Annotated in this window: 18 protein-coding genes; 9 read left to right on the plus strand and 9 right to left on the minus strand. The window is 70.6% G+C overall.

The window, feature by feature from the left end:
• The first annotated feature begins 44 nt into the window (after positions 1 to 44).
• From KGD87_RS14780 to KGD87_RS14790, 3 genes are all read left to right on the plus strand, one after another.
• Positions 45 to 1,283 (plus strand): imelysin family protein, encoded by a 1,239-nt coding sequence (locus KGD87_RS14780; protein ID WP_284668061.1) that lies wholly within the window; start codon positions 45 to 47, stop codon positions 1,281 to 1,283.
• Entirely contained in the window at positions 1,276 to 2,721 is a 1,446-nt protein-coding gene (locus KGD87_RS14785; protein WP_284668062.1) for an HTTM domain-containing protein, read from the plus strand. Before KGD87_RS14780 ends, KGD87_RS14785 begins: the two co-directional genes overlap by 8 nt.
• A 209-nt stretch (positions 2,722 to 2,930) precedes the next feature.
• Positions 2,931 to 3,953, plus strand: coding sequence for a coiled-coil domain-containing protein (locus tag KGD87_RS14790; RefSeq protein WP_284668063.1), 1,023 nt, complete (start codon positions 2,931 to 2,933; stop codon positions 3,951 to 3,953).
• Between the two features lie 81 nt (positions 3,954 to 4,034).
• Here KGD87_RS14790 and KGD87_RS14795 read toward each other — a convergent pair whose 3' ends face one another.
• Positions 4,035 to 4,490: a MarR family winged helix-turn-helix transcriptional regulator gene (locus tag KGD87_RS14795; protein ID WP_350102245.1), complete on the minus strand. Its 456-nt coding sequence runs from the start codon at positions 4,488 to 4,490 to the stop codon at positions 4,035 to 4,037.
• Positions 4,491 to 4,608: 118 nt separating this feature from the next.
• Between KGD87_RS14795 and KGD87_RS14800 the strand changes: the two genes are divergently transcribed.
• The 3 genes from KGD87_RS14800 to KGD87_RS14810 are packed head-to-tail and all read left to right on the plus strand — an operon-like array spanning position 4,609 to position 10,305.
• On the plus strand, positions 4,609 to 5,997 hold the full coding sequence (locus KGD87_RS14800) for a TolC family protein (RefSeq protein ID WP_284668065.1): 1,389 nt from the start codon (positions 4,609 to 4,611) through the stop codon (positions 5,995 to 5,997).
• The gene (locus tag KGD87_RS14805) at positions 5,985 to 7,136 is read left to right on the plus strand and encodes an efflux RND transporter periplasmic adaptor subunit (RefSeq protein ID WP_284668066.1); all 1,152 of its coding nucleotides are present in this window, start codon (positions 5,985 to 5,987) and stop codon (positions 7,134 to 7,136) included. The genes KGD87_RS14800 and KGD87_RS14805 overlap by 13 nt, the downstream gene beginning before the upstream one ends.
• A 22-nt stretch (positions 7,137 to 7,158) precedes the next feature.
• Positions 7,159 to 10,305 carry an efflux RND transporter permease subunit gene (locus tag KGD87_RS14810; RefSeq protein WP_284668067.1) on the plus strand — a complete coding sequence of 1,049 codons (3,147 nt, stop codon included), beginning with the start codon at positions 7,159 to 7,161 and terminating at the stop codon, positions 10,303 to 10,305.
• Positions 10,306 to 10,386: 81 nt separating this feature from the next.
• On the opposite strand, the gene KGD87_RS14815 is transcribed toward KGD87_RS14810, so the two are convergent.
• Positions 10,387 to 10,869 (minus strand): hypothetical protein, encoded by a 483-nt coding sequence (locus KGD87_RS14815; protein ID WP_284668068.1) that lies wholly within the window; start codon positions 10,867 to 10,869, stop codon positions 10,387 to 10,389.
• A gap of 348 nt (positions 10,870 to 11,217) precedes the next feature.
• Between KGD87_RS14815 and KGD87_RS14820 the strand changes: the two genes are divergently transcribed.
• Both KGD87_RS14820 and KGD87_RS14825 read left to right on the plus strand, forming a co-directional pair.
• The gene (locus KGD87_RS14820) at positions 11,218 to 12,759 is read left to right on the plus strand and encodes a sensor histidine kinase (protein ID WP_284668069.1); all 1,542 of its coding nucleotides are present in this window, start codon (positions 11,218 to 11,220) and stop codon (positions 12,757 to 12,759) included.
• A complete protein-coding gene (locus KGD87_RS14825) occupies positions 12,756 to 14,087 on the plus strand; it encodes a M16 family metallopeptidase (RefSeq protein WP_284668070.1) in 1,332 nt (443 codons plus the stop codon). The genes KGD87_RS14820 and KGD87_RS14825 overlap by 4 nt, the downstream gene beginning before the upstream one ends.
• Here KGD87_RS14825 and KGD87_RS14830 read toward each other — a convergent pair.
• A complete protein-coding gene (locus KGD87_RS14830; protein ID WP_350102249.1) occupies positions 14,068 to 15,393 on the minus strand; it encodes a tetratricopeptide repeat protein in 1,326 nt (441 codons plus the stop codon). The genes KGD87_RS14825 and KGD87_RS14830 overlap by 20 nt on opposite strands.
• 40 nt (positions 15,394 to 15,433) lie before the next feature.
• Here KGD87_RS14830 and KGD87_RS14835 point away from each other — a divergent pair, with 40 nt between their 5' ends.
• Positions 15,434 to 15,778: a hypothetical protein gene (locus tag KGD87_RS14835; RefSeq protein WP_163786591.1), complete on the plus strand. Its 345-nt coding sequence runs from the start codon at positions 15,434 to 15,436 to the stop codon at positions 15,776 to 15,778.
• 3 nt (positions 15,779 to 15,781) lie between these two features.
• On the opposite strand, the gene omp85 is transcribed toward KGD87_RS14835, so the two are convergent.
• From omp85 to KGD87_RS14865, 6 genes are all read right to left on the minus strand, one after another.
• Positions 15,782 to 17,101 carry an Omp85 family outer membrane protein gene (gene omp85, locus KGD87_RS14840; RefSeq protein WP_284668072.1) on the minus strand — a complete coding sequence of 440 codons (1,320 nt, stop codon included), beginning with the start codon at positions 17,099 to 17,101 and terminating at the stop codon, positions 15,782 to 15,784.
• A gap of 18 nt (positions 17,102 to 17,119) precedes the next feature.
• Complete coding sequence (locus KGD87_RS14845) at positions 17,120 to 18,250, minus strand: DUF819 family protein (RefSeq protein ID WP_284668073.1); 1,131 nt, start codon at positions 18,248 to 18,250, stop codon at positions 17,120 to 17,122.
• Positions 18,247 to 19,563 (minus strand): pyridoxal phosphate-dependent decarboxylase family protein, encoded by a 1,317-nt coding sequence (locus KGD87_RS14850; protein ID WP_284668074.1) that lies wholly within the window; start codon positions 19,561 to 19,563, stop codon positions 18,247 to 18,249. Before KGD87_RS14850 ends, KGD87_RS14845 begins: the two co-directional genes overlap by 4 nt.
• Before the next feature lie 164 nt (positions 19,564 to 19,727).
• Positions 19,728 to 20,165 (minus strand): DUF779 domain-containing protein, encoded by a 438-nt coding sequence (locus tag KGD87_RS14855; protein ID WP_284668075.1) that lies wholly within the window; start codon positions 20,163 to 20,165, stop codon positions 19,728 to 19,730.
• A complete protein-coding gene (adh, locus tag KGD87_RS14860; protein ID WP_284668076.1) occupies positions 20,165 to 21,685 on the minus strand; it encodes an aldehyde dehydrogenase in 1,521 nt (506 codons plus the stop codon). The genes KGD87_RS14855 and adh overlap by 1 nt, the downstream gene beginning before the upstream one ends.
• A gap of 176 nt (positions 21,686 to 21,861) precedes the next feature.
• Positions 21,862 to 23,997, minus strand: a complete 2,136-nt coding sequence (locus KGD87_RS14865; RefSeq protein ID WP_284668077.1) for a sigma-54-dependent Fis family transcriptional regulator — start codon at positions 23,995 to 23,997, stop codon at positions 21,862 to 21,864.
• Positions 23,998 to 23,999 lie beyond the last annotated feature (2 nt).

A 23,999-nucleotide genomic window follows, 5' to 3' on the forward strand; every position in this document is an offset into this window, starting at 1 on the left:
AGTTGATTGTCATTAACAACATCGGCGTGATAGCGAGCCGGGCCATGAACACCGAGTCATCGCGCCCCCTCTACGTCCTGCGTGCGAGCGCCATCGCGCTCGTGGCTCCCGCGCTCCTCTCACTGTCGGCCTGCAAGTCGGACAAGGTGACTCCGCCGGACGCCGGTACGGAGAACCCCGACGGCACGGTGGCCGCGACGCGCGCCGCGCTGCTGGAGTCGTCCGGGGCCTGCGTGCTGCAGACGGCCCGTGAGTTCCAGACGGCGGCCACCGCGCTGGAGAGCGCCGTCGCGGCCCACGCGGCCACGCCGGAGGCCACCACGCGAGACGCCGCGCGCGCGGCCTACCACCAGGCCATGGACGTGTGGCAGGTGGCGGAGGTGATGCAGTTCGGTCCCGCCGCGCCCCGCAGCCTCCCGGGCGGCGCGGAGATTCGCGACAACGTCTACTCGTGGCCCCTGGTCAGCCGGTGCGCCATCGAGGAGCAGCTCGTCAACCGCAGCTACGAGTCGGAGGGCTTCGACAGCGCGCTGGTGAGCCGCCGCGGCCTGTACGCGCTGGAGTACCTGCTCTTCTTCGAGGGCAACGACACCGCCTGCCCGAGCACCTCCGTCATCGTGTCCCAGGGCTCGTGGGCGGCGCTGTCCGCGGAGGAGCGGGCCGAGCGCAAGCGGGCCTACGCCGCCGTGGTGGCCGCCGACGTCCACCGCCGCGCGGACGCGCTGGTGAACGCGTGGGCCGCGGACCAGGGCAACTTCGCTCAGACGCTGACGACGGCGGGCTCCGGCAACGCCGTGTACCCCTCCACGCAGGCGGCGCTGAACTCCCTGAGCGACGCCATCTTCTACTTCGAGCGCGAGGTGAAGGACCTCAAGGTGGCACGGCCGCTGGCGCTGCGTGACTGCGCCACGTCCACCTGCCCTGAACACCTGGAGTCGCAGTTCGCGGCGCGCTCGAAGGCGAACCTCCGGGCCAACCTGGTGGGCTACCGGCGCATCACGGAGGGCTGCGGTGAGAGCTTCTCCGGCACGGGCTTCGACGACCTGCTCGAGGCCTCGGGCGCCGGCGCGCTGGCGGCGAAGCTGCGCGAGCGAAACGTTGCGGCGGCGGCGGGCATCGAGGCCGTTCCGGGTGAAGACCTGGCGACGGTCCTGGCCCAGGACAAGGCCGCGGTGCGTGCGATGTACGACAGCATCAAGGGCGTGACGGACGTGCTCAAGACGGAGCTCGTCACCGTGCTGGACCTGGAGCTGCCCCAGTCCGTGGAAGGGGACAATGACTGAGGTGGCGTCCGGCGAGCGCCCCGCGTCCGGGCGCCTCTGGAAGGTGCTGCTGGCGCCGCGAGACAGCGCGGCGCTGGTGGCGTTCCGCGTGGCGCTCGGACTGCTCGTCTTCGTCTCGGCGGTCCGGTTCCTCGCCTACGGCTGGGTGGACGTGCTGTTCACCGGCCCTCGCTTCCACTTCACCTACTGGGGCTTCGGCTGGGTGCCCGCGCTGCCGGCGCCGTGGATGCACGCCGTCTTCGCCGTGCTCGCGGTGCTCGGGCTCTGCATGGCGGCGGGCCTCTTCTACCGCGTGACGGTGGGCCTGCTGTTCGTCGCCTTCACCTACGTCCAGCTCGTGGACGTCAGCAACTACCTCAACCACTACTACCTGGTGAGCCTGCTCCTCGGGCTGATGCTCTTCGTGCCGGCGCACCGGGCCTTCTCGGTGGATGCCTGGCGCAAGCCCGCGCTGCGCAGGGACTGGCTGCCCTCGTGGTGCACGCTGCTGCTGCGCTTCCAGGTGGGGGTGGTGTACGTCTTCGCGGGGCTGGCGAAGCTGACGGGTGACTGGCTGCTCCATGCCCAGCCGCTCAGCATCTGGCTGTCGGCGCGGACGAGCCTGCCCCTCGTCGGCCCCATGCTCGACGAGCCCTGGGTCGCCTACGTCGCGGCCTGGTCGGGCTTCCTCTTCGACACCACCATCGTCGCCTTCCTCCTCACCCGGAAGCTGCGGCCCTTCGCCTATGGGGCGGTGCTCGGGTTCCACGCGGCCACCTCCGCGCTGTTCCCCATTGGCATGTTCCCCGTCATCATGGTCACCGGGGCCCTGGTCTTCTTCGAAGCCTCCTGGCCACGGCGGCTGTTCCACGGACTGCGCGCCCGCCTGGCCCGGACGTCCGTCGCGACTTCGGCCGCCTCCGCGACGCCCGCCCTGAGCGCGCCCGGCTGGAAGGGCCAGGTGGCGCTCGGACTGGCCCTGGCCTACGCCGTTCTGCAAATCGCCATTCCGCTGCGCACCCACCTCTACGGCGGCAATGTCCTGTGGCACGAGCAGGGCATGCGCTTCTCCTGGCGGGTGATGGCGCGCGAGAAGAACGGCAGCGTGACGTTCATCGTCCGCGACCCGGCGTCGGACCGGGAGTGGCACGTCGCGCCCAGCCAGTACCTCACCCGTCTCCAGGAGCGGGAGATGTCGGTGCAGCCGGACCTCATCCTCCAGTTGGCGCGGCACATCGCCCGGGACTTCGAGGCGCAGGGAAAGGGTCGCGTCCAGGTCCACGTCGACGCCCAGGTGTCGCTCAACGGCCGCCCCGCGGAGCTGCTGGTGGACCCTGGCGTGGACCTCGCGCGGGAGGTGGACGGGCTCGCGCCCAAGCGGTGGATCCGCCCCGCGCCGGACTCACCGCCCATCCGCTTGCGCGCTCCGCTGCGCGGCGCGACGGCCGAGCGTCCGTAGGGTCCGGCCCTCCGACGACGGCACCGGGTGCCGTCCATGCCGGCGCGCTCGCCAATGCCCTGCTGAAGCTGGAACGCGGCGCCCGCCGGTCCGCTGGCCAAGGCGACGCAGGGAGTGAACCGAAGCACGTCCCGCAGTGGACCCTTGACGCCCCGGGGGCGGACGGTAGGCTGCCCCGCTTTTTGCATTTCCCCGTGGAGGTCGTTCCCGTGCTGGTCCTGGTCCTCGCCCTTGCTGTCGGGCTCGCCATCTCGCTCTATTTCAATCTCTTCGCCGGCCCCAAGCACGCCGCGCTTCCCTCTTCGTCCTCGTCGGCGCCCCGCGCCGAGCTGGTGACGGACACCCAGGCGCGTGCCAAGGCCGAGGCGGAGCTGCAGCGCAAGCAGAAGGAGCTGGACGAGCAGCGCACTCAACTTCAGGACTTGAAGGAGCAGCTGAAGCAGAGCAAGCGCAAGCTCTACGAGCAGAAGGAGTCCGACAAGGGCGCGCAGGACCTGGCCAAGGCGCGCGCCGAGGTGGAGCGCAGCGCCTCCGCGCAGCTCGAGCGGACCCGCGAGGAGCTGTCCCACGTGCTGGTGGAGAACCAGCGGCTGAAGGCGGAGATGGAGGCCAAGGGCCGCCGCCCGCAGCCCGCGCCGGCCGCCCCCATCGCCGCGCCCGCGCCCGCCGCGCAGGTCGCCGCCCCCGCCCAGGAGGGCGAGGCCGTCATCGCCGCGGTGGTGACGGTGGTGCCCTCGGTGACGGAGCCGCAGGAGCGTGGCCAGCGCCGCTACCGCGAGCTGAATGACGCCGACCGCGAGAAGATGGAGCGGCTGGAGCAGGCGGCGAACAAGGACCGCAGCCGCGCGGCGGAGCTGGAGAAGGAGCTGCGCCGGGTGAAGGGCCGCAACGAGACGCAGCAGCGCGTCTACGCCGCCACCAAGCACGACCTGGACCTGAGCCGCGACAAGTACAAGGCCCTGGAGAAGCGCCTCAACCGCACGCTCCTGGAGCGCGACCTGATTCGCCGGGCCATCAAGGACCTGGAGAAGAAGACGGGCATGCTCGCCGACCGCACGGAGCTGACGCCCGAGGAGGTCGCCGCCAGCGACCAGCGCACCGAGGAGACCTCACGCGTGCGCGCCGAGAGCGAGGCCCAGGCCACCCCCAAGACGGAGGCCCCGGCCGACACCGAGCAGCAGGCCCCCGAGAGCGCTCCGGCCGACGCGGAGTCCAAGCCCGCGCAGGCCTGACGCACCCGCCCACACATGGGCGCCTTGAAGGGCTCGGCATCCTGGAGGACCTCCAGGGTCGGGCCCTTCGTCATTTCCGCTTCAGGTGTCGGACGAGCCGCAGCCGCCCTCGAGCGGCACCGGCCCCCGGGCCTGGATGAGGCCTGTCAGGAGCTTGTCCATGAGGCGCTTGAGCTCCGCCATCTCCGGCGGCGTGAGGTAGCGGAGCAGCTCCGCGTCCGTCCACAGGAGCGCGTCGCTCAGCAGGTTCAGCTCAATCTGGCCGGCCGGGGACAGCTCCAGGCGCGCACACCGGCGATCCTCCGCGGTGCTTCGCTTCACCAGGCCGTCCTCCTCCAGGCGCGCGACGAGCCGGCTCACCGCGGGTGCGTCCACGAGCAGCCGCTCCGCGATGGCGGACTGGCTGCGCACCCCGTCGGCGATGGATTTCAGCGCCAGCAACTGCATGAAGGGTCTGCTGGTCTGCTCGCCCAGCCGCTCGGTGATGAGGCGGCGGATGGCGCGCCGCAGCGAGGCCATTTGCTCCGGGACAGTCATCTCCCCCAAAGATGGTTGCAGACTACAACCATTGTCAATTACATCGACGCGACGCGTTTGGTCACAACGGGGGGAAGTTTTCAGCCCACACGCAGTTCCCTCATTTCCTCCTCCTGGTATGGCCTCCCCTTCCGTCATTCTCCTGGCGCTCGTCGCGGCGTCGACGCTGACCGAGCCGTCATCGTCCATTCCGGCGCCCGTCCCCTTCCAGCCGAAGGTGGAGGACGCGATGCTCACCCCCATCGCCCCCGCACAGCGGCAGGTAGCGACCTGGGACGAGGCGCTCGCGCTCGTCCGGGAGCGCTCCACCGACCTCCGCGGGGCCGAAGCCGGCGTGGAGCGCGCCGCGGGCCGCTCCCGTCAGGCCCTGGCCGCGCTGCTCCCCAATGCGCGGCTGTCATCCAGTGTCGGTGTGGACCTCCTCAACCCCGACCTCCCCGTGGGCGCGGGCGGCACGCCGCTGGTGGGCATTGGCGGCGGCGACAACGGCGGTCCCTCCACGCCGCTGGTCATCGCCACGGCGAACGTGACGCAGTCCCTGGTGGACGTCAGCGCCTGGCGCGGACGCGCCTCGGCCGTGGCCGCCGAGGAGAGCGCGGCGGCGACGCTCGGGGAGACGCGGCGGCTGCTCACGCGGAGGCTGGCCCAGGTGCTGGTGTCCACGGTGGCGGCGGAGCGGGCGGCGGAGATCAACCGCGTGGGCCTGCGTCAGGCCCTGGAGCGCTTCGCGCTCGCGCAGCGCACCTATGAGCTGGGCGCGGGCAACCAGTTGGACGTGGTGCGCGTGGAGCAGGACGTGGCGGTGGCGCGCGGCGCCCTCGTCGCGGGAGACGAGCAGCTGCGGCGCAGCCGTGAGGCCCTGGGTCTGGCGGTGGGCTTCGGCAACGCCGTGGGCGTCAGCCGGGACTTCAACCTCCAGGGACTGGTGAACGAGACGCAGCGGGCCTGCGCGCCCTTGAAGGACATGAACGAGCGGACGGACCTCGTGGCCTCGCGCGCGCAGTTGGAGTCCGCGCGCGACAGCCGTCAGCAGGCCACCGCCGGCTATTTGCCCACGCTGGGCCTGTCGAGCACCGCCATTGGCCTCACCACGGACCCCGGCTTCGGCCGCGTGGCCATCTGGAGCGTGTCCGCGGTGCTCTCCGTCCCCATCTGGGAAGGCGGCCTGCGCGGCGGCTTGATTCGCGAGCGCGAGGGCCTGGAGCGCCAGGCGGCGGAGACGCTGGAGAGCACCCGCCGCGACGTGTCGATTGAGGTGGCCCAGGCCCGGCGCGCCGTGGAGGTGGCCGAGGCCCTGGTGGCGACGGCGGTGGCGTCCCGCGACCTCGCGGACCGGACCGACCGCCTCACCCGCCGTTCTTTTGAAGTGGGCCGCGGCAGCAGCCTGGAGCTGGTGCAGAGCGGAGCGGCCCTGCGCCAGGCGGAGTTGACCCTGGTGCTGCGTGAATTCGAGCTCGTCCAGGCGCGCCTGGACGCATTCCTGACGGAGGCGCGGTGCGACTGGTGAATCCGATGAAGGCGATGTGGGGTGTCACCCTGCTGGCGGTGGTGGCGGGCTGTTCGGGACAGAAGGCCGCCCCGCCGGCCCCGCCGCCCCGCGAGGTGGAGGTCCTGACACTCACCCCGCGCGAGGTGCGCGAGACGGGGGAGTACCTGGGCTCGCTGATGTCGCGGCAGAGCGTCAGCGTGCTGCCCCAGGTCGCGGGCTACGTGCGCAAGATTCACGTGCGTCCCGGTGAGAAGGTGGAGGCCGGCGCGGCGCTCATCGAGGTGGACTCGCGCGAGGGCACCGCCGCGCTCGACAGCGCGCAGGCGCAGTTCAGCTCCACCCAGGTGAGCCTGGAGCTGGCGCGCCGCACGCTGGAGCGCACCGAGGCGCTCTACAAGGAAGGGCTCGCGAGCGCGCAGGAGCTGGAGCAGGGCCGCGCGCAGGTGGAGGCCGCCCAGGCCGCGGCGCGTTCGTCCGCCGCGCAGGTGACGCAGCGCCAGGTGCAGCTCCAGTACCACCTGGTGCGCGCGCCCTTCGCCGGTACGGTGGGCGACGTGCTGGTGCGGCTGGGTGACTACGTGGGCATGACGACGCCGCTCACCAGCGTGGCGCAGGCGGACGTGCTCGAGGTGAGCGTGTCGGTGCCGTCAACGCGCGCCCGGTCCATGAAGCCCGACACCGCGCTCGAAATCCTCGACGGGACGGGCAAGGTGCTGCTCACCAGCAACATCTTCTACATCGCGCCCCAGGCGGACCCGCGCACCCAGCTGGTGGAGGTGAAGGCCGCCTTCCGCAACACCGTGGGCCTGCGGCCCAGCGAGCTGGTGCGCGCGCGGCTCGTGTACTCGGCCCGGGATGCGCTGCAGATTCCCGCGCTCGCCGTCGTGCGGCAGAGCGGCCAGCCCTTCGCGCTGGTGGTCCTGACGAAGGACGGGAAGACGGTGGTGGAGCGCCGCCCCATCACGCTCGGCGCGCTGGGCGAGCTGGCCTACGTGGTGGAGCGCGGGCTCCAGCCGGGCGACCAGGTCGCCGTGTCCTCGCTGCAGGCGCTGCGGGATGGCATGGCGGTGAAACCCAAGCAGGCCAACGCTCCCACTGGCAGCGGCCCGCCCCGGGCCTCTGGCACGGGTGGCGGCACTGTCGGCGGGAGCCGCTGAACGAAGGGCCGGATACAGCACCATGTTCGTCGACTTCTTCATCCGTAGGCCCGTCTTCGCCATCGTCTGCTCCATCCTGCTGACGCTGGTGGGCCTGATTGCCATCCCCACGCTGCCCATCTCCCAGTACCCGGACCTGGCGCCGCCACAAGTCACCGTGACGAGCACCTACGTGGGCGCGAGCGCCGAGGTGGTGGAGAGCGCCGTCACCATCCCGCTGGAGCAGGAGCTCAACGGCGTGGAGGGCATGCGCTACATCACCTCCACCAGCGGCAACGACGGCACCAGTCAAATCACCATCACCTTCGATGCCACGCGCGACATCGAGGTGGCCGCCGTCGACGTGCAGAACCGCGTCAGCCGCGCCTCGGCGCGCCTGCCCTCGCAGGTGAACCAGACGGGCATCGTCGTCAACAAGGCCTCCAACCAGATGCTCCTGACGGTGGGCCTGTTCAGTCCGGACAACCGCTACGACGCCAAGTTCCTCAGCAACTACGCCGATGTGAGCCTGAAGGACGCCATCAAGCGCGTGCCCGGCGTGGGTGACGTGCGCATCTTCGGCGAGCGCAAGTTCTCCATGCGCCTGTGGCTGGACCCCACGGAGCTGGCGCGCCGCAAGCTCACGCCCCAGGACGTGACGCGCGCGCTCCAGGAGCAGAACCTCCAGGTGGCCGCGGGCCAGGTCGGCCAGCCTCCGTCCACTGAAGACCAGCCCTACCAGATAGCCGTGCGGGCCCGAGGCCGGCTGGTGGAGCCGGAGGAGTTCGGCGACATCGTCCTGATGCGGGCCACGGACGGCACCAGCGTCCGGGTGAAGGACGTGGGCCGCGTGGAGCTGGGCGCGGAGAACTACGGCACCGTCCTGCGCTTCAACGGCAAGACGGGCGTGGGCCTGGGCATCTTCCAGTTGCCCACCGCCAACGCGTTGGACGTGCGCGACGGCGTGTACGCGGAGCTCGAGCGCCTGTCGAAGCAGTTCCCGCCGGGCATGCAGTTCCAGACGGGCACCGACACCACCCTGGCCGTCCGCGCCTCCATCAACGAGGTCGTCAAGACGCTGGCGGAGGCCATCGTCCTCGTCATCCTCGTCATCTTCCTCTTCCTGCACGGCTGGCGCAGCGTGCTCATCACCGCCTTCACCCTCCCCGTCTCGCTGATAGGCACCTTCGCCTTCGTCTACCTGATGGGCTTCTCCATCAACACCCTCACCCTCTTCGGCCTCACGCTGGCCACGGGCCTGGTGGTGGACGACGCCATCGTCGTCATCGAGAACATCGAGCGGTTGATGGTGGAGCGGCGCCTGTCTCCCATGCAGGCCGCGCGCGAGGGCATGAAGGAGGTGGCCGGCGCCGTCATCGCCATCTCCATCGTGCTGGTGGCCGTGTTCGTCCCCGTGGCGCTCTTCCCGGGCACCACCGGCGCCATCTACCGTCAGTTCGCGCTGACCATCGCCGCCTCCATGGTCCTCTCCGCCTTCTGCGCCCTCACGCTCACCCCCGCGCTCAGCGCGCGGCTGATGAAGCACCACGTGGGCGAGAAGTGGGTCTTCTTCCGCTGGGTGGACAAGGTGTTGGACGGGACGAAGGCCCTCTACGGCCGGGGCCTGCGCAAGATGCTGAAGTATCCGGCCCTCATTCTGCTCGCCTTCCTGGTGTGCATCGGCGGCACGGTGCTGCTGTTCCGCGTCGCGCCCACGGGCTTCATCCCCGACGAGGACCAGGGCTACATCATCATCTCCATCCAGGGCCCCGAGGGCATGTCGCTCGCCCAGACGGAGAAGGTGCTGGCCGAAGCGGAGGCGATTCTGCAGGCGCAGCCCGAGGTGCGCGCCATGTTCGCCATCGGCGGCTTCTCCATGCAGGGCAGCGGCCCCAACATGGCCACCATCTTCTCGTCGCTGGCCCCCTGGGAGGAGCGCGCGGGCAAGGAGCAGTCGGTGTCCGCGCTGGTGGAGCGGCTGCGTGCCCCGCTGAGCAACATCGGCGGAGCGCGCGTGCTGCCCTTCCAGCCGCCCGCCATCCGCGGCGTCGGCAGCGTGGGCGGCTTCCAGTACATTGTCGAGGACATCGACGGCACCAAGTCGCTGGATGACCTGGCCGCGGCCACGCAGCTGCTGGTGGCCAAGGGCAACGAGGACGCGCGGCTGCGCGGGGTCTTCACCTCCTTCAACGCGGACACGCCGCTGCTCGACGTGGAGGTGGACCGGCAGAAGGCGAAGGCGCTCGGCGTGCCGATTGAGCAGGTGTTCGGCACCATGCAAGTCTATATGGGCAGCCAGTACGTCAACGACTTCAACTACGCCAACCGCACCTACCGCGTGTACGTGCAGGCGGAGCAGCAGTTCCGCGACAGCCCGTCGGACATCGGCGCCTTCTACGTGCGCAGCGACACCGGGGACATGATTCCGCTGGAGTCGCTGGTGAAGGTGGAGCCCACCGTGTCCGCCCAGGTCATCCGCCACTACAACCTGTTCCGCGCGGCGGAGGTCAACGGGCAGCCGTCACCGGGCGTGTCCTCCGGTCAGGCGATTGAAGCCATGGAGGCGCTGGCCGCGCAGCACCTGCCCCAGGGCATGAGCGCGGAGTGGACGGGCATCAGCCTGGAGCAGAAGGAGAGCGGCGGGCAGACGGCCATCATCTTCACGCTGGGCCTGCTCTTCGTCTTCCTGGTGCTCGCGGCGCAGTATGAGAGCTTCAGCCTGCCGCTGGTCATCATCTTCTCCGTGCCCCTGGCCATCATGGGCGCGCTGGGGTTGCAGCTGGCGCGTGGGTTCGCCAACGACGTGTTCTGCCAGGTGGGGCTGGTGATGCTGGTGGGCCTCGCCAGCAAGAACGCCATCCTCATCGTGGAGTTCGCCGAGCAGCTCCGAGAGAAAGGGAAGAGCGCCATCGACGCGGTGGTGGAGGCGGCGGAGGTCCGCCTGCGTCCCATCCTGATGACGTCCTTCGCCTTCCTCCTGGGCGTGGTGCCGCTGATGACGGCCTCCGGCGCCGGCGCGGCGTCCCGCAACTCGCTGGGGACGGCGGTGTTCGGCGGCATGCTGGTGTCCACGGTGGTGAACTTCGTGTTCATCCCCGGGCTCTACGTGCTGATGCAGAAGCTCCGCGGCGAGGCGAAGCGGTCCGCCGGTGAGGACGAAGCCGTGCCCACGCCCGCCGCGTCCCACTGAGGCCCGCGACACGCCTGAATGGACCACGGCCCGGCTCCTCACATGAGGGGCCGGGCCGTGTGCTGTCTGGCCTGTCAGCGATTAGAACGGAACGCCGTTGCCGCCGCAGCCGCAAACCCTGCGGCTGGTCCGGAGGTACTCGGTGCACGTGTCGCCCACCGGGTTGGAGCACACGCGGTACTGGTTGCGGGCCTGGTACTGCGTCCCCGTCGTGTACCACTCACAGTCACCCGGACGCTCGGGGTTGCAGATGCGCTGCTTGCACGCGATGTCATCCGGGTCGCACGCCGAGATGGCACCGCAATCCACGACGGCAGACCACCCCGTACACGCGCCGTACCCGGCGGCGACACAGGCGCCTTCGGGCGTGGCACCGCACGCCGTCTGCAGCGCCTGCAGCATCTGCGCGTCCGGAACTGGAATCGAAGACTGGAGCTTCTCCAACTCCTCTGTCGAGAGCGTGGACATCTGCGCGCCCTCATCGACGGGAGCCTCCTCCAGGGGCCCGCAGCCCGTCATCAGCACCATCACCACAGCACCCACCAGCGTCTTCAGCTTCATCATGGTTCTCCCCTGACGTCTCCCGTCGCTGGGAGACACGTACCGGCCCGCGCCCACCAGGAATCGCAGGCTCGTAATGCCATACGAAAGGGATGCGGCAACCTGGCTCGAAGAAAATGCAATTCCAGACAAGAGGGCCCCATCGAACGCGACGGCCCATGGGCATGACGCACCGGAGCGCGGCGCGTCCGGGGGGCTCCGCGCGTCAAAGACGGGTACCCGGCAGGCCCCTGGGGTACGCTGAAACCCACTGGAGGTAGCCCCTCCCCCCGGCGGCCCCCGAGCGGGCGCCCGCGCCCCCTGGAGACGAGACTTGCGGTTGGACGGCCCGCCACGTAGCGAGGAAGGCCCGTGAAGCTCTCCCTCGCGACACGCATCTTCCTGGGCTACGCCGTGGTGCTCGGCACCTTCGGGCTGGTGTCCCTGTTCAGCGTGACGGAGCTCCACCGCAACCGGCTGGAGATACGGCTGGTGAGCCAGGGCTACCTCCAGCTCTCCCAGGACGCCGCGGAGCTGGAGACCTTCCACGCCACCCAGGAGAAGGACACCGAGCGCCTCATTCAAGAGGGCAACGTCGAAATCCGCCGCGCCTTCATCCGACTGGCCCGGACCTACAATTCGCCCCTCATGACGCAGCGGCTCGCCGCCGCCCAGGCCAAGGCGCACGAGGTGCTGGCCTCCGCCCCTGACAGCGAGGGGCCCTTCATCCGGGGCCTGGAGGACCGCTTCGGAGAGCTCCAGGTCCGCTACCGCGACTACGGCCGCGCCGCCGAGGCCGTCTTCACCGCCCTGGCCACGGAGAACCCGGACCGGGAGCAAGTCGCCGTCGCCACCGCCAGACTGAGGCAAGAGGAGAACGCCATCGGCCGCGAGATTCGCGTGCTGCGCGCCGCCCTGTCCAACCGCATCCGCGAGCGCGTGGACGGCGCCGAGGAGCGCGAGCGCACCACCGGCCTCTTCATCATCGGCTTCTCCGTGGCCGCCATCGCCGTGGGCGTGGGCGCCACCGCCTGGTCCGCACGCACTCTGCGCCCCATGCGCGACCTCATCCGCGGCGTGTCCCGCATCGGCCGCGGTGACTACAACGCCCAGCTCGGCGTGCGCGGCGACGACGAGGTGGCCGTCCTGGCCCGGGAGTTCGACCAGATGGCCCGCTCCCTCCAGGCCCGCGAGGCCCAGCTCAAGGCCCAGGCCGAGGCCCTCATGCGCGCCGAGCAGCTGGCCGCCGTCGGCCGCATCTCCGCCCAAATCGTCCACGAGGTGCGCAACCCCCTGTCCTCCATTGGCCTCAACGTGGAGCTGCTCCAGGACGGCTTTGAAGCCGCCCGCTTCGCCACCCCCGAGGACGCCGCCGAGGTGAAGGACCTCATCGGCGCCGTCACCCAGGAGGTGGACCGCCTGGCGGACGTCACCGAGCAGTACCTGCGCATGGCCCGCCCGCCCCGGCCCGACCTGGACCCACGCGACGTCACCGCCGTGCTGGACACCGTGCTCGACTTCACCCGCGAGGAGCTGGAGCGCGCCGGCGTGGACGTGGTGCGCGACTTCGCCCTGGATACCCCGCACGTGCTCGCGGACGAGGGCCAGCTGCGGCAGGTCTTCCTCAACCTGCTGCGCAACAGCCGCGAGGCCATGCCCTCCGGCGGCCGCCTCACCATCATCACCCGTCCAGCGGAGGACGCCGTGGAAGTCACGGTGAGGGATACCGGACAGGGCATGACGGAGGAGGTCCGCCAGCACCTCTTCGAGCCCTTCTTCACCACCAAGGAGGGGGGCACCGGCCTGGGCCTGGCCGTCAGTCAGCAAATCCTCCAAGCGCACGGTGGCTCGCTCTCCTGCCAGAGTATTCCCGGCCAGGGGACGGCCTTCGTGTTAAGGCTTCCTCGCGCATGAGCTTCACTACGTACCGGGACGTGCTGCCCTCCGGGCTGCGCGTCGTCACTGTCGAGACGCCCCACCTCCACACCGCCCTGCTCGCCGTCTACGTGCGGACGGGCAGCCGTCACGAGACGCTCCTCAGCAATGGCGTCAGCCACTACCTGGAGCACCTCTTCTTCCGAGGCAGCGAAGGCTGGCCGGACACGGTGAAGATGAACGCGGCCGTGGAGGAGGTCGGCGGCAACCTCAACGGCGTCACCACCCGGGACCACGGGTACTACTACACGCCCATCCACCCCGCGCACCTGCGCGTGGGCCTGGACATCATCGGCGACATGCTCACCCGCCCCCGCCTCACCGACATGGAGGTGGAGCGGCAGATCATCCTCGAGGAGATGCTCGACGAGGTGGACGAGAAGGGCCGGGACATCGACCTGGACAACCTGTCCAAGCACCTGCTCTTCCCCGGTCACCCGCTGGCCCTGAAGATCGCCGGTACGCGTGAGTCCGTCACCCGCCTGACGCACCCGCAAATCCTGGAGCACTTCGCCCAGCACTACGTCGCGGGGAACATCGTCGTCACCGCCGCCGGCCGGGTGAAGCACTCGGAGGTCCTGGAGATGACCGAGCGCGCCTTCGCCCGCCTCCCACGCGGCCCGTCCAGCGTGGAGGCGCCGCCGCCCCTCACGCCCGCCGGTCCGCGCCTGCACTTCGTCAGCCATGACGAGTCGCAGACGGAGTTCCGCCTCAACTTCCGCGGCGTCCCCGAGCAGCATGAGGACTACCCCGCGCTGCAAATCATCCGCCGCGTGTTGGATGACGGCCTGTCCTCGCGGCTGCCTTACGAAATCGTGGAGAAGCGCGGGCTGGCGTACTCCGTGAGCGCGTCGCTGGACGGCTACCACGACGCGGGGCTCCTCGAGATTGAAGCCGCCAGCGCCCCGGAGAAGGCCGCGACGGTCATCACCGAGGCCTTCCGCGTGCTGGCCACGCTCTGTGAGAACGAGGTGGGTGAAGAGGAGCTGATGCGCGCCAAGCGCCGGCACCGCATGCTGCTGGAGTTCTCCCAGGACTCGCCGGGAGAGCTGGCCGGCTGGTTCGGCGGCACGGAGCTGTTCCGCACGCCGGAGTCGTTTGGCCACCGCGCCGACCTGGTGGACTCGCAGTCCGCCGCCCGCGTGCGTGAGGTGGCCCGGCGCTACTTCAACCGGGAGAACCTCACGGTGGTGGCGGTGGGCCAGCGCAAGGGCCTCAAGGCCCTGGAGCGCGTGGTGGCGGAAGCCCCCGGCCTTCCCGCGCCGGAGGCCGCGCCGCTGGCGGTGGTCAGCGGCGGCCGCGGATGATGACCGGGCCCGAGGACTTCTTCTTGGGCTTGGGCAGCAGCGCCTTCAGCGCCTTCTGGGTGCGGAGGTAGCCCGGGTTCTCTGAATCCCGCTTCAGGGCCTCGTCGATGAGCTCGAGGCCCCGCGTCACCTTCGTCTGCATCCGCGCATAGAGGGCGGCGAGCTGGGCCTTCTCCTCGAGGGTGGCCTCGCTCATGCTCAGCAGCAGCTCCAGCGACGTCTCCGCGTCCGTGACGCGGTCCGCCTTCAGGTGGATGCGCCACATCCGGGCGTGCACGGGCGCGAAGCGGGGCTCCGCGGACAGCGCGAAGCGGTAGGCCTCCTCCGCGCCGCGGAGGTCCCCTTGCTCCTCCAGGGAGCGCCCGCGCACGTACTGCGCCCGGGCCAGCCGGGGGTTGAGCTGGAGCGCCTGGTCCACCAGGGCCTGCGCATCCGCGCGTCGGCCCTGAATGCGCACCGTCTCCGCCAGCCACGCCAGCGCGTCGGCGTTCTGCGGCTGCGCCTCCACCAGCTTGCGCAGGGCCTCCTCCGCGTCCGCGGCCCGGCTCTGGGCCAGCAGCACCCGCGCGCGCAGCGTCACCACCTCCGGCCGCTCCGCGTCAGCCCCCTTCACGGCGTTCAGGTCGGACTCGGCCAGGTCCGGGAAGCCGCTGACCAGGAAGTAGCGCGCGCGCAAGAGCCGCGCGGAGGCCAGCCCCGGGTCCTGGTTGAGGAGCCGGTCCATGAGGTTTGCGGCCAGGAGCTCGTCGCCCTTGAGCCAGAGCACCTCGGCCTCGACGGACTTGGCCTCGGCGTCGTCGGGGTTCTCCCGCAGGAGGTTCTCCAGCGTCTTGAAGGCGGCATCAATCTGCCCCTCGCGCGCCTGGATGCGGGCCAGCCGCAGGACGTCCGCGTCCGGCAGGTTGCCCGCGTCGCGCATGGTGATGAGCGCCGCGAGCGCGTCCTGGGTGAGGCCCTGCTGGAGGTAGATGTCGGCCAGTTGGCGCTGGATGGTGGGGTCCGAGCCCGGCGACATGGCGGCGGCCTGCTTCAGCGCCAGGATGGCGGCGCCCTCGTTGCCCGCCATGCGGTGGGCTTGCGCCATGAGCAGGTGCGGCTCCGGACTGTCAGGCGCCGCGGTGGCCGCCCTGCGCAGTGCGGCAAGCGCGGCGTTGGCCTGTCCGCCGGACAGGTGGCCGCGGGCTTCGGTCAATGCGACCTGAGCCCGCCTGGCCTGGTTCTCCGCGGCGGCAACCTCCGGCTCTTTGCAAGCAAGCAGCGGAAGGAGCGCCAGGGTCCACGGTCTGATTCGAAAATGACGGTGCATCGCTGAGGCCCAGGGTACCGGATGTTATCCTCCTTCGTCGATGGACCCATTCGTTCGGCGCCTCGTGGAGAGGCTCCATGACCCCAGCAAGCCGCTGTCGCGCAACCGGCACTTCCACACGTTCGAGACCCCCGAGGGGCGAGCGGCGCTGAAGGTGGTCCGGCGGCTGCGCAGCCTCCAGAAGGACATCCTCGCGTGCCACGCGGAGGGCTTCCGCGCGCGCATCTTCCGCCACGCGACGGGGAAGGGCGAACACCGCATCGAGCTCCTCATGGAGCGCCTCTCCGGCCGCCGCGTCTCCATGCTCCAGTCCGACGAATTCGAGCTGCTCGCCGCGCTGCCCGGCGTGCGTGACGCGCTGGAAGTGTTCGACGAGGCGGCGTAGCCCTCAGAACAGGTGGTTGAAGTCCAGGTAGAAGCCCGTCGTTCCATCCTGGGGGCTGACGCCGTAGTCCATGCGGACGATGAAGTTCTTCTCCCAGGCGACGCGCAGGCCGCCGCCACCGGCGTAGCGGCCCATGCCGCTGTCATGGAAGGACAGGTCCGTCCACGTCCTGCCGGCGTCCAGGAAGGCCACCAACGTGAAGTCCAGGCGCTGGTTCAACGGCATCGCGGAGAGGAACTGCCACCGCAGCTCTCCGTTGAGCAGGGCCTTCACCTCGCCCTGCAGCCGGTGTTTCAGGATGCCGCGCGCGGTGAAGACACCCCCCACCCCGCCCCAGCCATCCCGCCACTCCACGCCGCCGAACGAGCTGAGCAGGAAGAAGGGGACGTCCCCGCCCATCACATCACCCATGAGGCGCAGCGCCGCCACCAGCCGGTCACTTCCCAGCGGGTGGTAGAAACGGAAGTTCGCCGTCGCGCCCCAGTAGTTGAAGGCGCTGCCCGTCGCCCCCGCCGCGCCGCGCACCGCCAGCTCGTGAAACATGCCGCGGATGGGCGCGGGCTCGTTGTCTCGCAAGTCCAGCAGCAGGCCGGCCGTCAGCTCCGCCGTGCGAAACGTCCCGGTCACCGGGCCACCGCTGTTGAGCAGGCCCGCCTGCGCATCCTCCTCCACCCGGGAGGCTCCCGGCTGGCCCAGGTCCTCCGCGTCATAGCGCGTGTCCACCCGCGTCAGGCGGAAGCGGTAGCCCACGGACACCTGCCAGGGGCCGCTGACCCGGCGGCGCGTGTTCAGCACCACGCTCGGCAGCGTGCGCTGCTCGAAGTTGTAGTAGCGCAGGCCGCGAAACGCCGGGTTGCCCGGACAGACATCCGGCGCGTCCTCCAGCGCGCTCCGGTCATCACACGCCGAGAAGTCCTGGTTGAAGGCCGCTCCGGAGCCCAGGCCGTAGTACGGCGAGAAACGGTCATTGAGCAGGCTCAAGTCCAGGCCCACGCGCCACTGCGAGTCCAGGAACGTGGGCGCGTCCAGCATGAGCCGGTGCACCGCGTTGCCGCGCGTCGTCTGGAAGAACTGCGCGATGACAGCGTGCCGGTAGGGCGCCTGCGTGCCATCCCCCGCGTCCACCAACATCACTCGCGCGCCAAAGCCCAGGCCTTCATCGCTGTTGAAGTTGAGCAGCGGCAGCCCCTGGACGCGCCACCCGGTGCGCGGTGGCGGCGGCCTGGGTGTTTCAGGTTCGGGCCCCGCGCCCCGTGCCCACGCGGAGGCCCCACTCAACACCACTGTCAGCACCACGGCCCACGTTGTCCGAATCGAGTACATGCCTGTCTCCGGGGCGTCTCAGGGGCGAAGGAGCCAGGCCACGGCCAGGCCGAGATACGTTCCCAACGCGAACCCCATGATGCCGGTTGTCACACCAGACACCATCAACTCCCGGTTACGCAACGCACGCGCCACCGGTCCGATGAAGGCCGGCCCGAAGATGGTCGCCGTGGAGGTAATCAAGACGGTATCCGCGTCGATGCGAAACAAGGCGGCCAGCCCGAAGTGAAGCACCACGGCCAGCACCATGACGGCCGCGCAGAAGGCGAAGACGAACAGCCCCGCCTCCCGAAGCCGGCTCGCGTCGGCCAGCGTCCCCACCGCGACGCAGAACACCAGCAGCGCATAGTCCCCCAGCGCGTAGCTGCCCGGCAGCGTGCGGATGGCGGACCGGAACGAGGCCGCCAGCGCGAGCGTGGTGATGAGCAGCAACACCACCATCGCGTCCAGGCGCCCCAGCAGCCCCAGCGACACGCCCGCGGCCAGCCCCACCACCGCCACCGCGAGCAGCAGTGACAACACGCCGCCGCGCACCTGGGCCCAGGTGGGCCGGAGGGACGCGCCCTCCACCCGCTCCGCCGCGTCCTCCCAGCTTGAGGGGTTCTGGAAGCGCGGCAGGAACAGGAGCGCCAGCCGCTGCGCCACCGTCATCAGGAAGAGCAGGTACACCGCGCCCAGGACGATGTCCGCCGTGTTGAAGAGCACGAAGGTCTCCTCGCGCACGCCCAGCGCCAGCCCCACCGCGTTCATGTTGGCGGTGCCGCCCGTGTAGACGCCCGTCAACATGCCCGCCATCTTCCACCACTCGTCCGAGCGGCTCGCGACGGCGGACCCCACCACCACGGCGCTCACCATGGCGGAGACGCAGGCCAACACGAAGGACAGCAGCGTGGTGCGCGCCAGCCGCATCCACCGGGGCACGTCGGTGGTGAAGAGCAGCAGCGGGATGGCCAGCGGCACGGCGGCCTCGCTCACCGACAAGCTCACCCCGGCCGTGAGCCCCAGCCCCGGCACGTTGGCCAGCAGGATGCCCGCCGCGTAGCACGCCACCACCGGCCCCACCCAGGCCACGGGCTTCACGTGGCGCGAAGCCACCAGGGCGAGGCCGGGAATGCCCACCAGGAGCAGCACCTGGATGAGCGGCGTCATTCGTAAATCGCGTCCATGAACTGGCGGATGAAGTCAGCGGCCTCGCGGCGGTCGGGCATCGCGCCCAGCATGCCGTACATGGCCGCGCTTCCCTCCGGCGCGGGTTCGCCGTTGGCGAGGCTGCCCGCGCACGCGCGCAGGTCCGCGAGGAACGGCTCCGCCACCTTCGCGTGCGCGGGCGTCACCATCAGGTGCAGCGCGGGAGGCCCCATCTGCCGGTCCAGCTTCCAGCCCCGCGCCTCCATGGCGTCGCCCAGCGCGTACACGTCCAGCGAGTCGGACGAGAAGGCGAAGACGCTGAGCTTCGGTGCGCCCAGCAGCTTCAGTCCAGGCACCGCGGCGATGCCCTCGCGCAGCGTGCGCGCGGTGTCCAGCACCGTGCCCGCCAGCTTCAGGTAGCCGTCCTCGCCCAGGTACTTGAGGATGGCCCACGCCGCCGCGATGGCACCTCCGGGCCGCGTGCCCGCCATGGACGGAGAGGCGTAGATGCCGCCGCACCAGTCCGCGTAGGTGAAGAACTGATGGCGGCGCAGCTCCGGCGTCCGGTACAGCACCAGCGACGCACCCTTGGCCGCGTAGCCATACTTGTGCAGGTCCGCCGACAGGCTGGTGACGCCCGGCACGGTGAAGTCGAACGGCGGAACGTCATGGCCCAGCCTTCGGGCGAAGGGCAGCAGGAAGCCCCCGAGACAGGCGTCCACGTGGAAGAGGACGCCCTGCTCCTGCGCCATGGCGGCCAGCTCCGGAATCGGGTCCACCACGCCGTGCGGATAGGCGGGGGCAGAGCCCACCACCAGCACCGTGTTGGGGCCCACCGCGGCGCGCATGGCCTCCACGTCCGCGCGGAAGTCCGCGGCGATGGGCACGTTGACGGGCTTGACGCCGAAGTAGTGCGCGGCCTTCTGGAAGGCGGGGTGGACGGAGGCCGGCAGCACCATCTCCGGCGCGGTGATGCCCTTCTCCGCGCGCGCGAAGTCACGCGCCGTCTTGACGGCCATGAGGATGGACTCGGTGCCACCCGACGTCATCGTCCCCGCGGCCGTCTCTCCCTGGAACAGCTCCGCGGCGATGGCCAGCACCTCCGCTTCGAAGGTGCGCAGGCTGGGGAACGCCAGCGGGCTCAGGCCGTTCTCCGACATGAACTCCGTGTAGGCGTCCGCGAGCAGCCGGCGGATGTCCTCGCCCGCGTTGTACACCAGGCTCCACGTCCGGCCTTCCTTCCAGTTGGCGTCCTCCGCTCGCAGCTCGCGCATCTTCGCGAGCACGTCCTGGTGGCTCATTCCCTGAGAGGTCAGACGGGGCGTCTTCGGCATCACGGCTCCTGTTGTGGGGTCCTGGAGTGGCCCGGACAACAGAGCGTCGCCTACTCAGCGTCGAAGTAAACCCCTCTCAGCCACCGGGCCCCGAGAAAGACGTACGCGGCGGCCCGCTGCGCGCGTCAGCGGGGCCGGTCCAACGCAGGGCCGTGGCGGAGCCGCTACTCCGGAGGTCCGCGCCGGGGCGGCGGCGCGTGGTTTATCCGTTCGTATTCCTCGTCCGTGAAGACGCGGCTGCGGGTGAGGAAGCGCACGCCCAGCGGGGACTCCAGGCTGAAGCCCGCGCCCCGCCCCTTCACCACGTCCAGGGTGAGGTGCGTGTGCTGCCAGTACTCGAACTGCGCGCCGCCGATGTAGACGGGGCAGCCCTCCACCTCGCCCAGGAAGACGTCTCGCTGGCCCACGCGGAAGTCCCCCACGGGGTAGCACATGGGCGCGCTGCCGTCGCAGCAGCCGCCCGACTGATGGAACATCAAGGGCCCGTGCGTGGCGCGGAGCTGGCGGATGACGGCGGCGGCCTCGGGCGTCACATCCACCCGGGCCACCGCCGTGGCGCCGTCCTGTCCGCCCGTGCCGGGGCCGGCACCGGCGTCACGCATCAGAAGAAGCCCATGGCCTTGGGGCTGTAGCTGACCAGCAGGTTCTTCGTCTGCTGGTAGTGGTCCAGCATCTTCCGGTGATTCTCCCGCCCGATGCCGGACTGCTTGTAGCCGCCGAACGCCGCGTGCGCGGGGTAGATGTGGTAGCAGTTGGTCCACACGCGGCCCGCCTCGATGGCGCGCCCCGCGCGGTAGGCGGTGTTCCCGTCACGCGTCCACACGCCGGCGCCCAGGCCGTACAGCGTGTCGTTGGCCTGGCGGATGGCGTCGTCGAAGTCCTTGAAGGTCGCCACGCTCACCACGGGGCCGAAGATCTCCTCCTGGAAGACGCGCATGCGATTGTGGCCCTGGAACACGGTGGGCGCCACGTAGTAGCCGTCCTTCAGGCCGCCCGGCAGCGCCACGCGCTCGCCGCCGATGAGGACCTTGGCGCCCTCCTTCTTGCCGATGTCGATGTAGCTGAGAATCTTCTCCAGCTGGTCGTTGGACGCCTGGGCGCCGACCTTGGTGTCGGTGTCCAGCGGGTTGCCCGGCGACACCTTGCGGACGCGGTCGAGCGCCTTCTCCATGAACTGGCTGTAGATGCGCTCGCTGATGAGGGAGCGCGACGGGCAGGTGCAGACCTCGCCCTGGTTGAGCGCGAACATGGCGAAGCCTTCCAACGACTTGTCGAAGAAGTCGTCGTCCCGCGCCATCACATCCTCGAAGAAGATGTTGGGGCTCTTGCCTCCCAGCTCCAGCGTGACGGGGATGAGGTTCTCACTGGCGTACTGCATGATGAGCCGGCCCGTGCTCGTCTCGCCGGTGAAGGCCACCTTGGCGATGCGCGGGCTGCTGGCGAGCGGCTTGCCCGCCTCCACGCCGAAGCCGTTGACGACGTTGAGCACACCTTCGGGCAGCAGGTCCTGGATGAGCTCGGTCCACAGCAGGATGCTGGAGGGCGTCTGCTCCGCGGGCTTGAGGACCACGCAGTTGCCCGCCGCCAGCGCCGGGGCCAGCTTCCAGGCCGCCATCAGCAGCGGGAAGTTCCAGGGGATGATTTGCCCCACGACGCCCAGCGGCTCGTGGAAGTGGTAGGCGACGGTGTCGTGGTCCAGCTCGCTCACGCCGCCTTCCTGCGCGCGGATACATCCGGCGAAGTAGCGGAAGTGGTCGATGGCCAGCGGGATGTCCGCGGCCAACGTCTCGCGCACGGGCTTGCCGTTGTCCCACGTCTCGGCGACCGCGAGCAGCTCCAGGTTCTGCTCCATCCGGTCGGCGATCTTGTTGAGGATGTTCGCTCGGACGGTCGGCGAGGTACGGCCCCAGGAGAGCCGGGCCGCGTGGGCCGCATCCAGCGCCTTTTCGATGTCCTCGGCCGTGGAGCGGGCCACTTCACAGAAGGGCTTGCCCGTCACGGGGCTGATGTTCTCGAAGTACTGGCCGCGCGTGGGTTCGACCCAACGCCCGCCAATGAAGTTCTGGTAGCGGGGCTTGAACTGCACCTTGGAGCCGGGCTGATTGGGGGCGGCGTAGATCACTGCGCTCTCCTTGGGTGGTTGGGTGAACGGGACACCCCAGAGCAGCGCGCGTGCCAGTGCCCGCGTCCGTCGACGGCGCGGCGCGTCGTGTCCCGCTCCGCGACACCTGTCCGGACACGCATGGCGCGGAGCGCGACAGGTCCGTCGCGCGATGGACACCGTCCTCCAGTGAACGCTCAGGCGCGAGAGGGCAGCGTGATGCCGAAGCGCTCCGCCATCCGGTAGAGCGTGCTTCGCGCGATGCCCAGGCGCCGCGCGGCCTGCGCCACGTTGCCGCCGCTGAGCGCCAAGGCCTCTTGGATGGCGCGGGCCTCCAGCTCGCGCAGCGGGCCGGCGGCGGCACCCGCGGCTGGCTGGCGCGGCGCACTGGGAGCGAGCGGCGCGGCGGTCAGGGGCGCTCCCTGGGCCTCGGGCGAGTGCGGGCTTCCCAGGCCTTGCGGCAGGAATTCCTCGTCCAGCACGGGGGCGCCGGCCGCACGCACCAACGACAACCGCAGCACCGTCTTCAGCTCACGCACGTTGCCGGGCCAGGGGTGGGCGGCGAGCCGCGTGAGCGCTGCGGCGGAGAGACCTGGCGGGGACAGGCCTTCTTCCGCGGACAGGCGCTTGAGGAGTGCGTGGGCCAGCTCAGGCAGGTCGGTGCGCTCGCGCAGGGGAGGCAGCCGCAGCACCGCGCCCTGGAGGCGGAAGTAGAGGTCGGAGCGGAACGTGCCGCTGCGCACGGCCGCGTCCAGGTCCCTGCAGGTCGCGCCCACCAGGCGGAAGCGCGAGCGTCGCACGCGGGACTCGCCCACGCGCGAATAGGCGCCGTCCTCCAGCACCCGCAGCAGCAACACCTGGAGCGCGGGCGGCATCTCCGCCAGCTCGTCGAGGAAGAGCGTTCCGCCGTCCGCCGCCGCCAGCTTTCCCTCCGCGCCGCCGACACGCGCGCCGGTGAAGGCGCCGGGCGCATGGCCGAACAGCTCACTCTCCAGCAACGCGGGCGACAGCGCGCCGCAGTTCACCGCCACGAAGGGCCCCGTGGCGACCGTGCTGGCCGCGTGCAATGCGCGGGCGAGGAGCTCCTTGCCCGTGCCTGTCTCCGACAGCAGGAGCACCGGCAGGCTCGTCGGCGCGAACCGCTCCGCTTCTCGCAACGTGGCGCGGTGCTGCGGGTCGCTCCCCTTGAGCGCCGCCCACGGTCCAGGTGGAACGACTGTGTCCGCCCCCCACGGCGCCCGGGACAGTGCCCGCGGCGCACGGCCCACGGAGGAAGGCTCCGACACGGCGAGGCGTGAATCCGTGCGCCCCGGGGGCTCACCACCGGACGGCGACGCTTCTCGCGGTGCGCGCAGGGACTGGACACCCGCGGACTCCAGCCGCACCAGCACCGCGAGCGCCGAGCTCCCATCCCCCGTCCCCACCGCCTCCGCATGGATGCGCCAGGCCGAGCCCCGCGAAGCAAGACGCGTCTCCAGCGCCACGCCTCGCAACGCGGCGTCCGTGAGCACCCGCCACGAGACACCCAGCGCCGCCTCCACGGCCACGGGCCCCTGCCCACCGAGCAACTCGCGCGCGGCCGCGTTGCAGCGGCTCACGCGCCCCATCGGCTCGACGACGAGCACCGGGCCATCCTCACGCGACAGGCGCGACTCCAGCCCACCCCGCGCCACCGCGGCCACCCGGGCCCAGGCGACTTCGCGCAGCCGCGCCTCGGCGGCATGGGCCACGCTGGCCACCGCCACCAGCACCAGCGGATCCGCCGCGCCAGCCGGCCCCGTGACGTCCAGCACGGCCACCAGCTCCCCAAAGGGGTCATGGACCGGCGCCGCGTAGCAGACGAGCCCATGGTGCCGCTGCGCGTAGTGCGCCGGCCCCACCACCGCGACGGCGGAGGACTCCGCCAGGGCGGTGCCAATGGCGTTCGTCCCGCGAGACGTCTCATCCCAGCAGGCCCCCTCCACCAGGCGCACGTAGTCCGCGTGGTGGGTGAAGTCCCCGCCCGAGCTGCGCGTCGCCAGGATGACGCCCTCGCGGTCCGCGAGCAGCGCCACCCGACCTGACGGAAGGGGTGCCGCCGACAACAGCTCCAGCATGCCGCCCAGCTCGTGCCACACCGGTTCCAGCCGGGCGCGGCGCTCGATGAGCGCCAGACTGCCCACGCTGGGACCTTCGTCCGGCTGCCCGGTGCTCGGGGCGCCCAGCAACCGCGAGCGCTGCCAGCGGGGGAGGATGGAGCGCAACTCCGGGCGCAACCCCGCCTCCCCGTCGAGCGCCCCCACGAGGAACTGCTCCCACAGGAGCGGTGATGCGCTGAGCGTCAGCGTCCCCAAGG

The organism is Myxococcus sp. SDU36, assembly GCF_030168875.1.
GTDB classification, from domain to species: domain Bacteria; phylum Myxococcota; class Myxococcia; order Myxococcales; family Myxococcaceae; genus Myxococcus; species Myxococcus vastator.

Coding starts and splice junctions, on each gene's coding strand:
- KGD87_RS14785 (WP_284668062.1), top strand. CDS start 1,276: ATGACTGAGGTGGCGTCCGGCGAGCGCCCCGCGTCCGGGCGCCTCTGG.
- omp85 (WP_284668072.1), bottom strand. CDS start 17,101: ATGTACTCGATTCGGACAACGTGGGCCGTGGTGCTGACAGTGGTGTTG.
- KGD87_RS14800 (WP_284668065.1), top strand. CDS start 4,609: ATGGCCTCCCCTTCCGTCATTCTCCTGGCGCTCGTCGCGGCGTCGACG.
- KGD87_RS14845 (WP_284668073.1), bottom strand. CDS start 18,250: ATGACGCCGCTCATCCAGGTGCTGCTCCTGGTGGGCATTCCCGGCCTC.
- KGD87_RS14850 (WP_284668074.1), bottom strand. CDS start 19,563: ATGCCGAAGACGCCCCGTCTGACCTCTCAGGGAATGAGCCACCAGGAC.
- KGD87_RS14830 (WP_350102249.1), bottom strand. CDS start 15,393: ATGCACCGTCATTTTCGAATCAGACCGTGGACCCTGGCGCTCCTTCCG.
- KGD87_RS14815 (WP_284668068.1), bottom strand. CDS start 10,869: ATGATGAAGCTGAAGACGCTGGTGGGTGCTGTGGTGATGGTGCTGATG.
- KGD87_RS14795 (WP_350102245.1), bottom strand. CDS start 4,490: ATGACTGTCCCGGAGCAAATGGCCTCGCTGCGGCGCGCCATCCGCCGC.
- KGD87_RS14810 (WP_284668067.1), top strand. CDS start 7,159: ATGTTCGTCGACTTCTTCATCCGTAGGCCCGTCTTCGCCATCGTCTGC.
- KGD87_RS14855 (WP_284668075.1), bottom strand. CDS start 20,165: ATGCGTGACGCCGGTGCCGGCCCCGGCACGGGCGGACAGGACGGCGCC.
- KGD87_RS14825 (WP_284668070.1), top strand. CDS start 12,756: ATGAGCTTCACTACGTACCGGGACGTGCTGCCCTCCGGGCTGCGCGTC.
- KGD87_RS14780 (WP_284668061.1), top strand. CDS start 45: ATGAACACCGAGTCATCGCGCCCCCTCTACGTCCTGCGTGCGAGCGCC.
- KGD87_RS14835 (WP_163786591.1), top strand. CDS start 15,434: ATGGACCCATTCGTTCGGCGCCTCGTGGAGAGGCTCCATGACCCCAGC.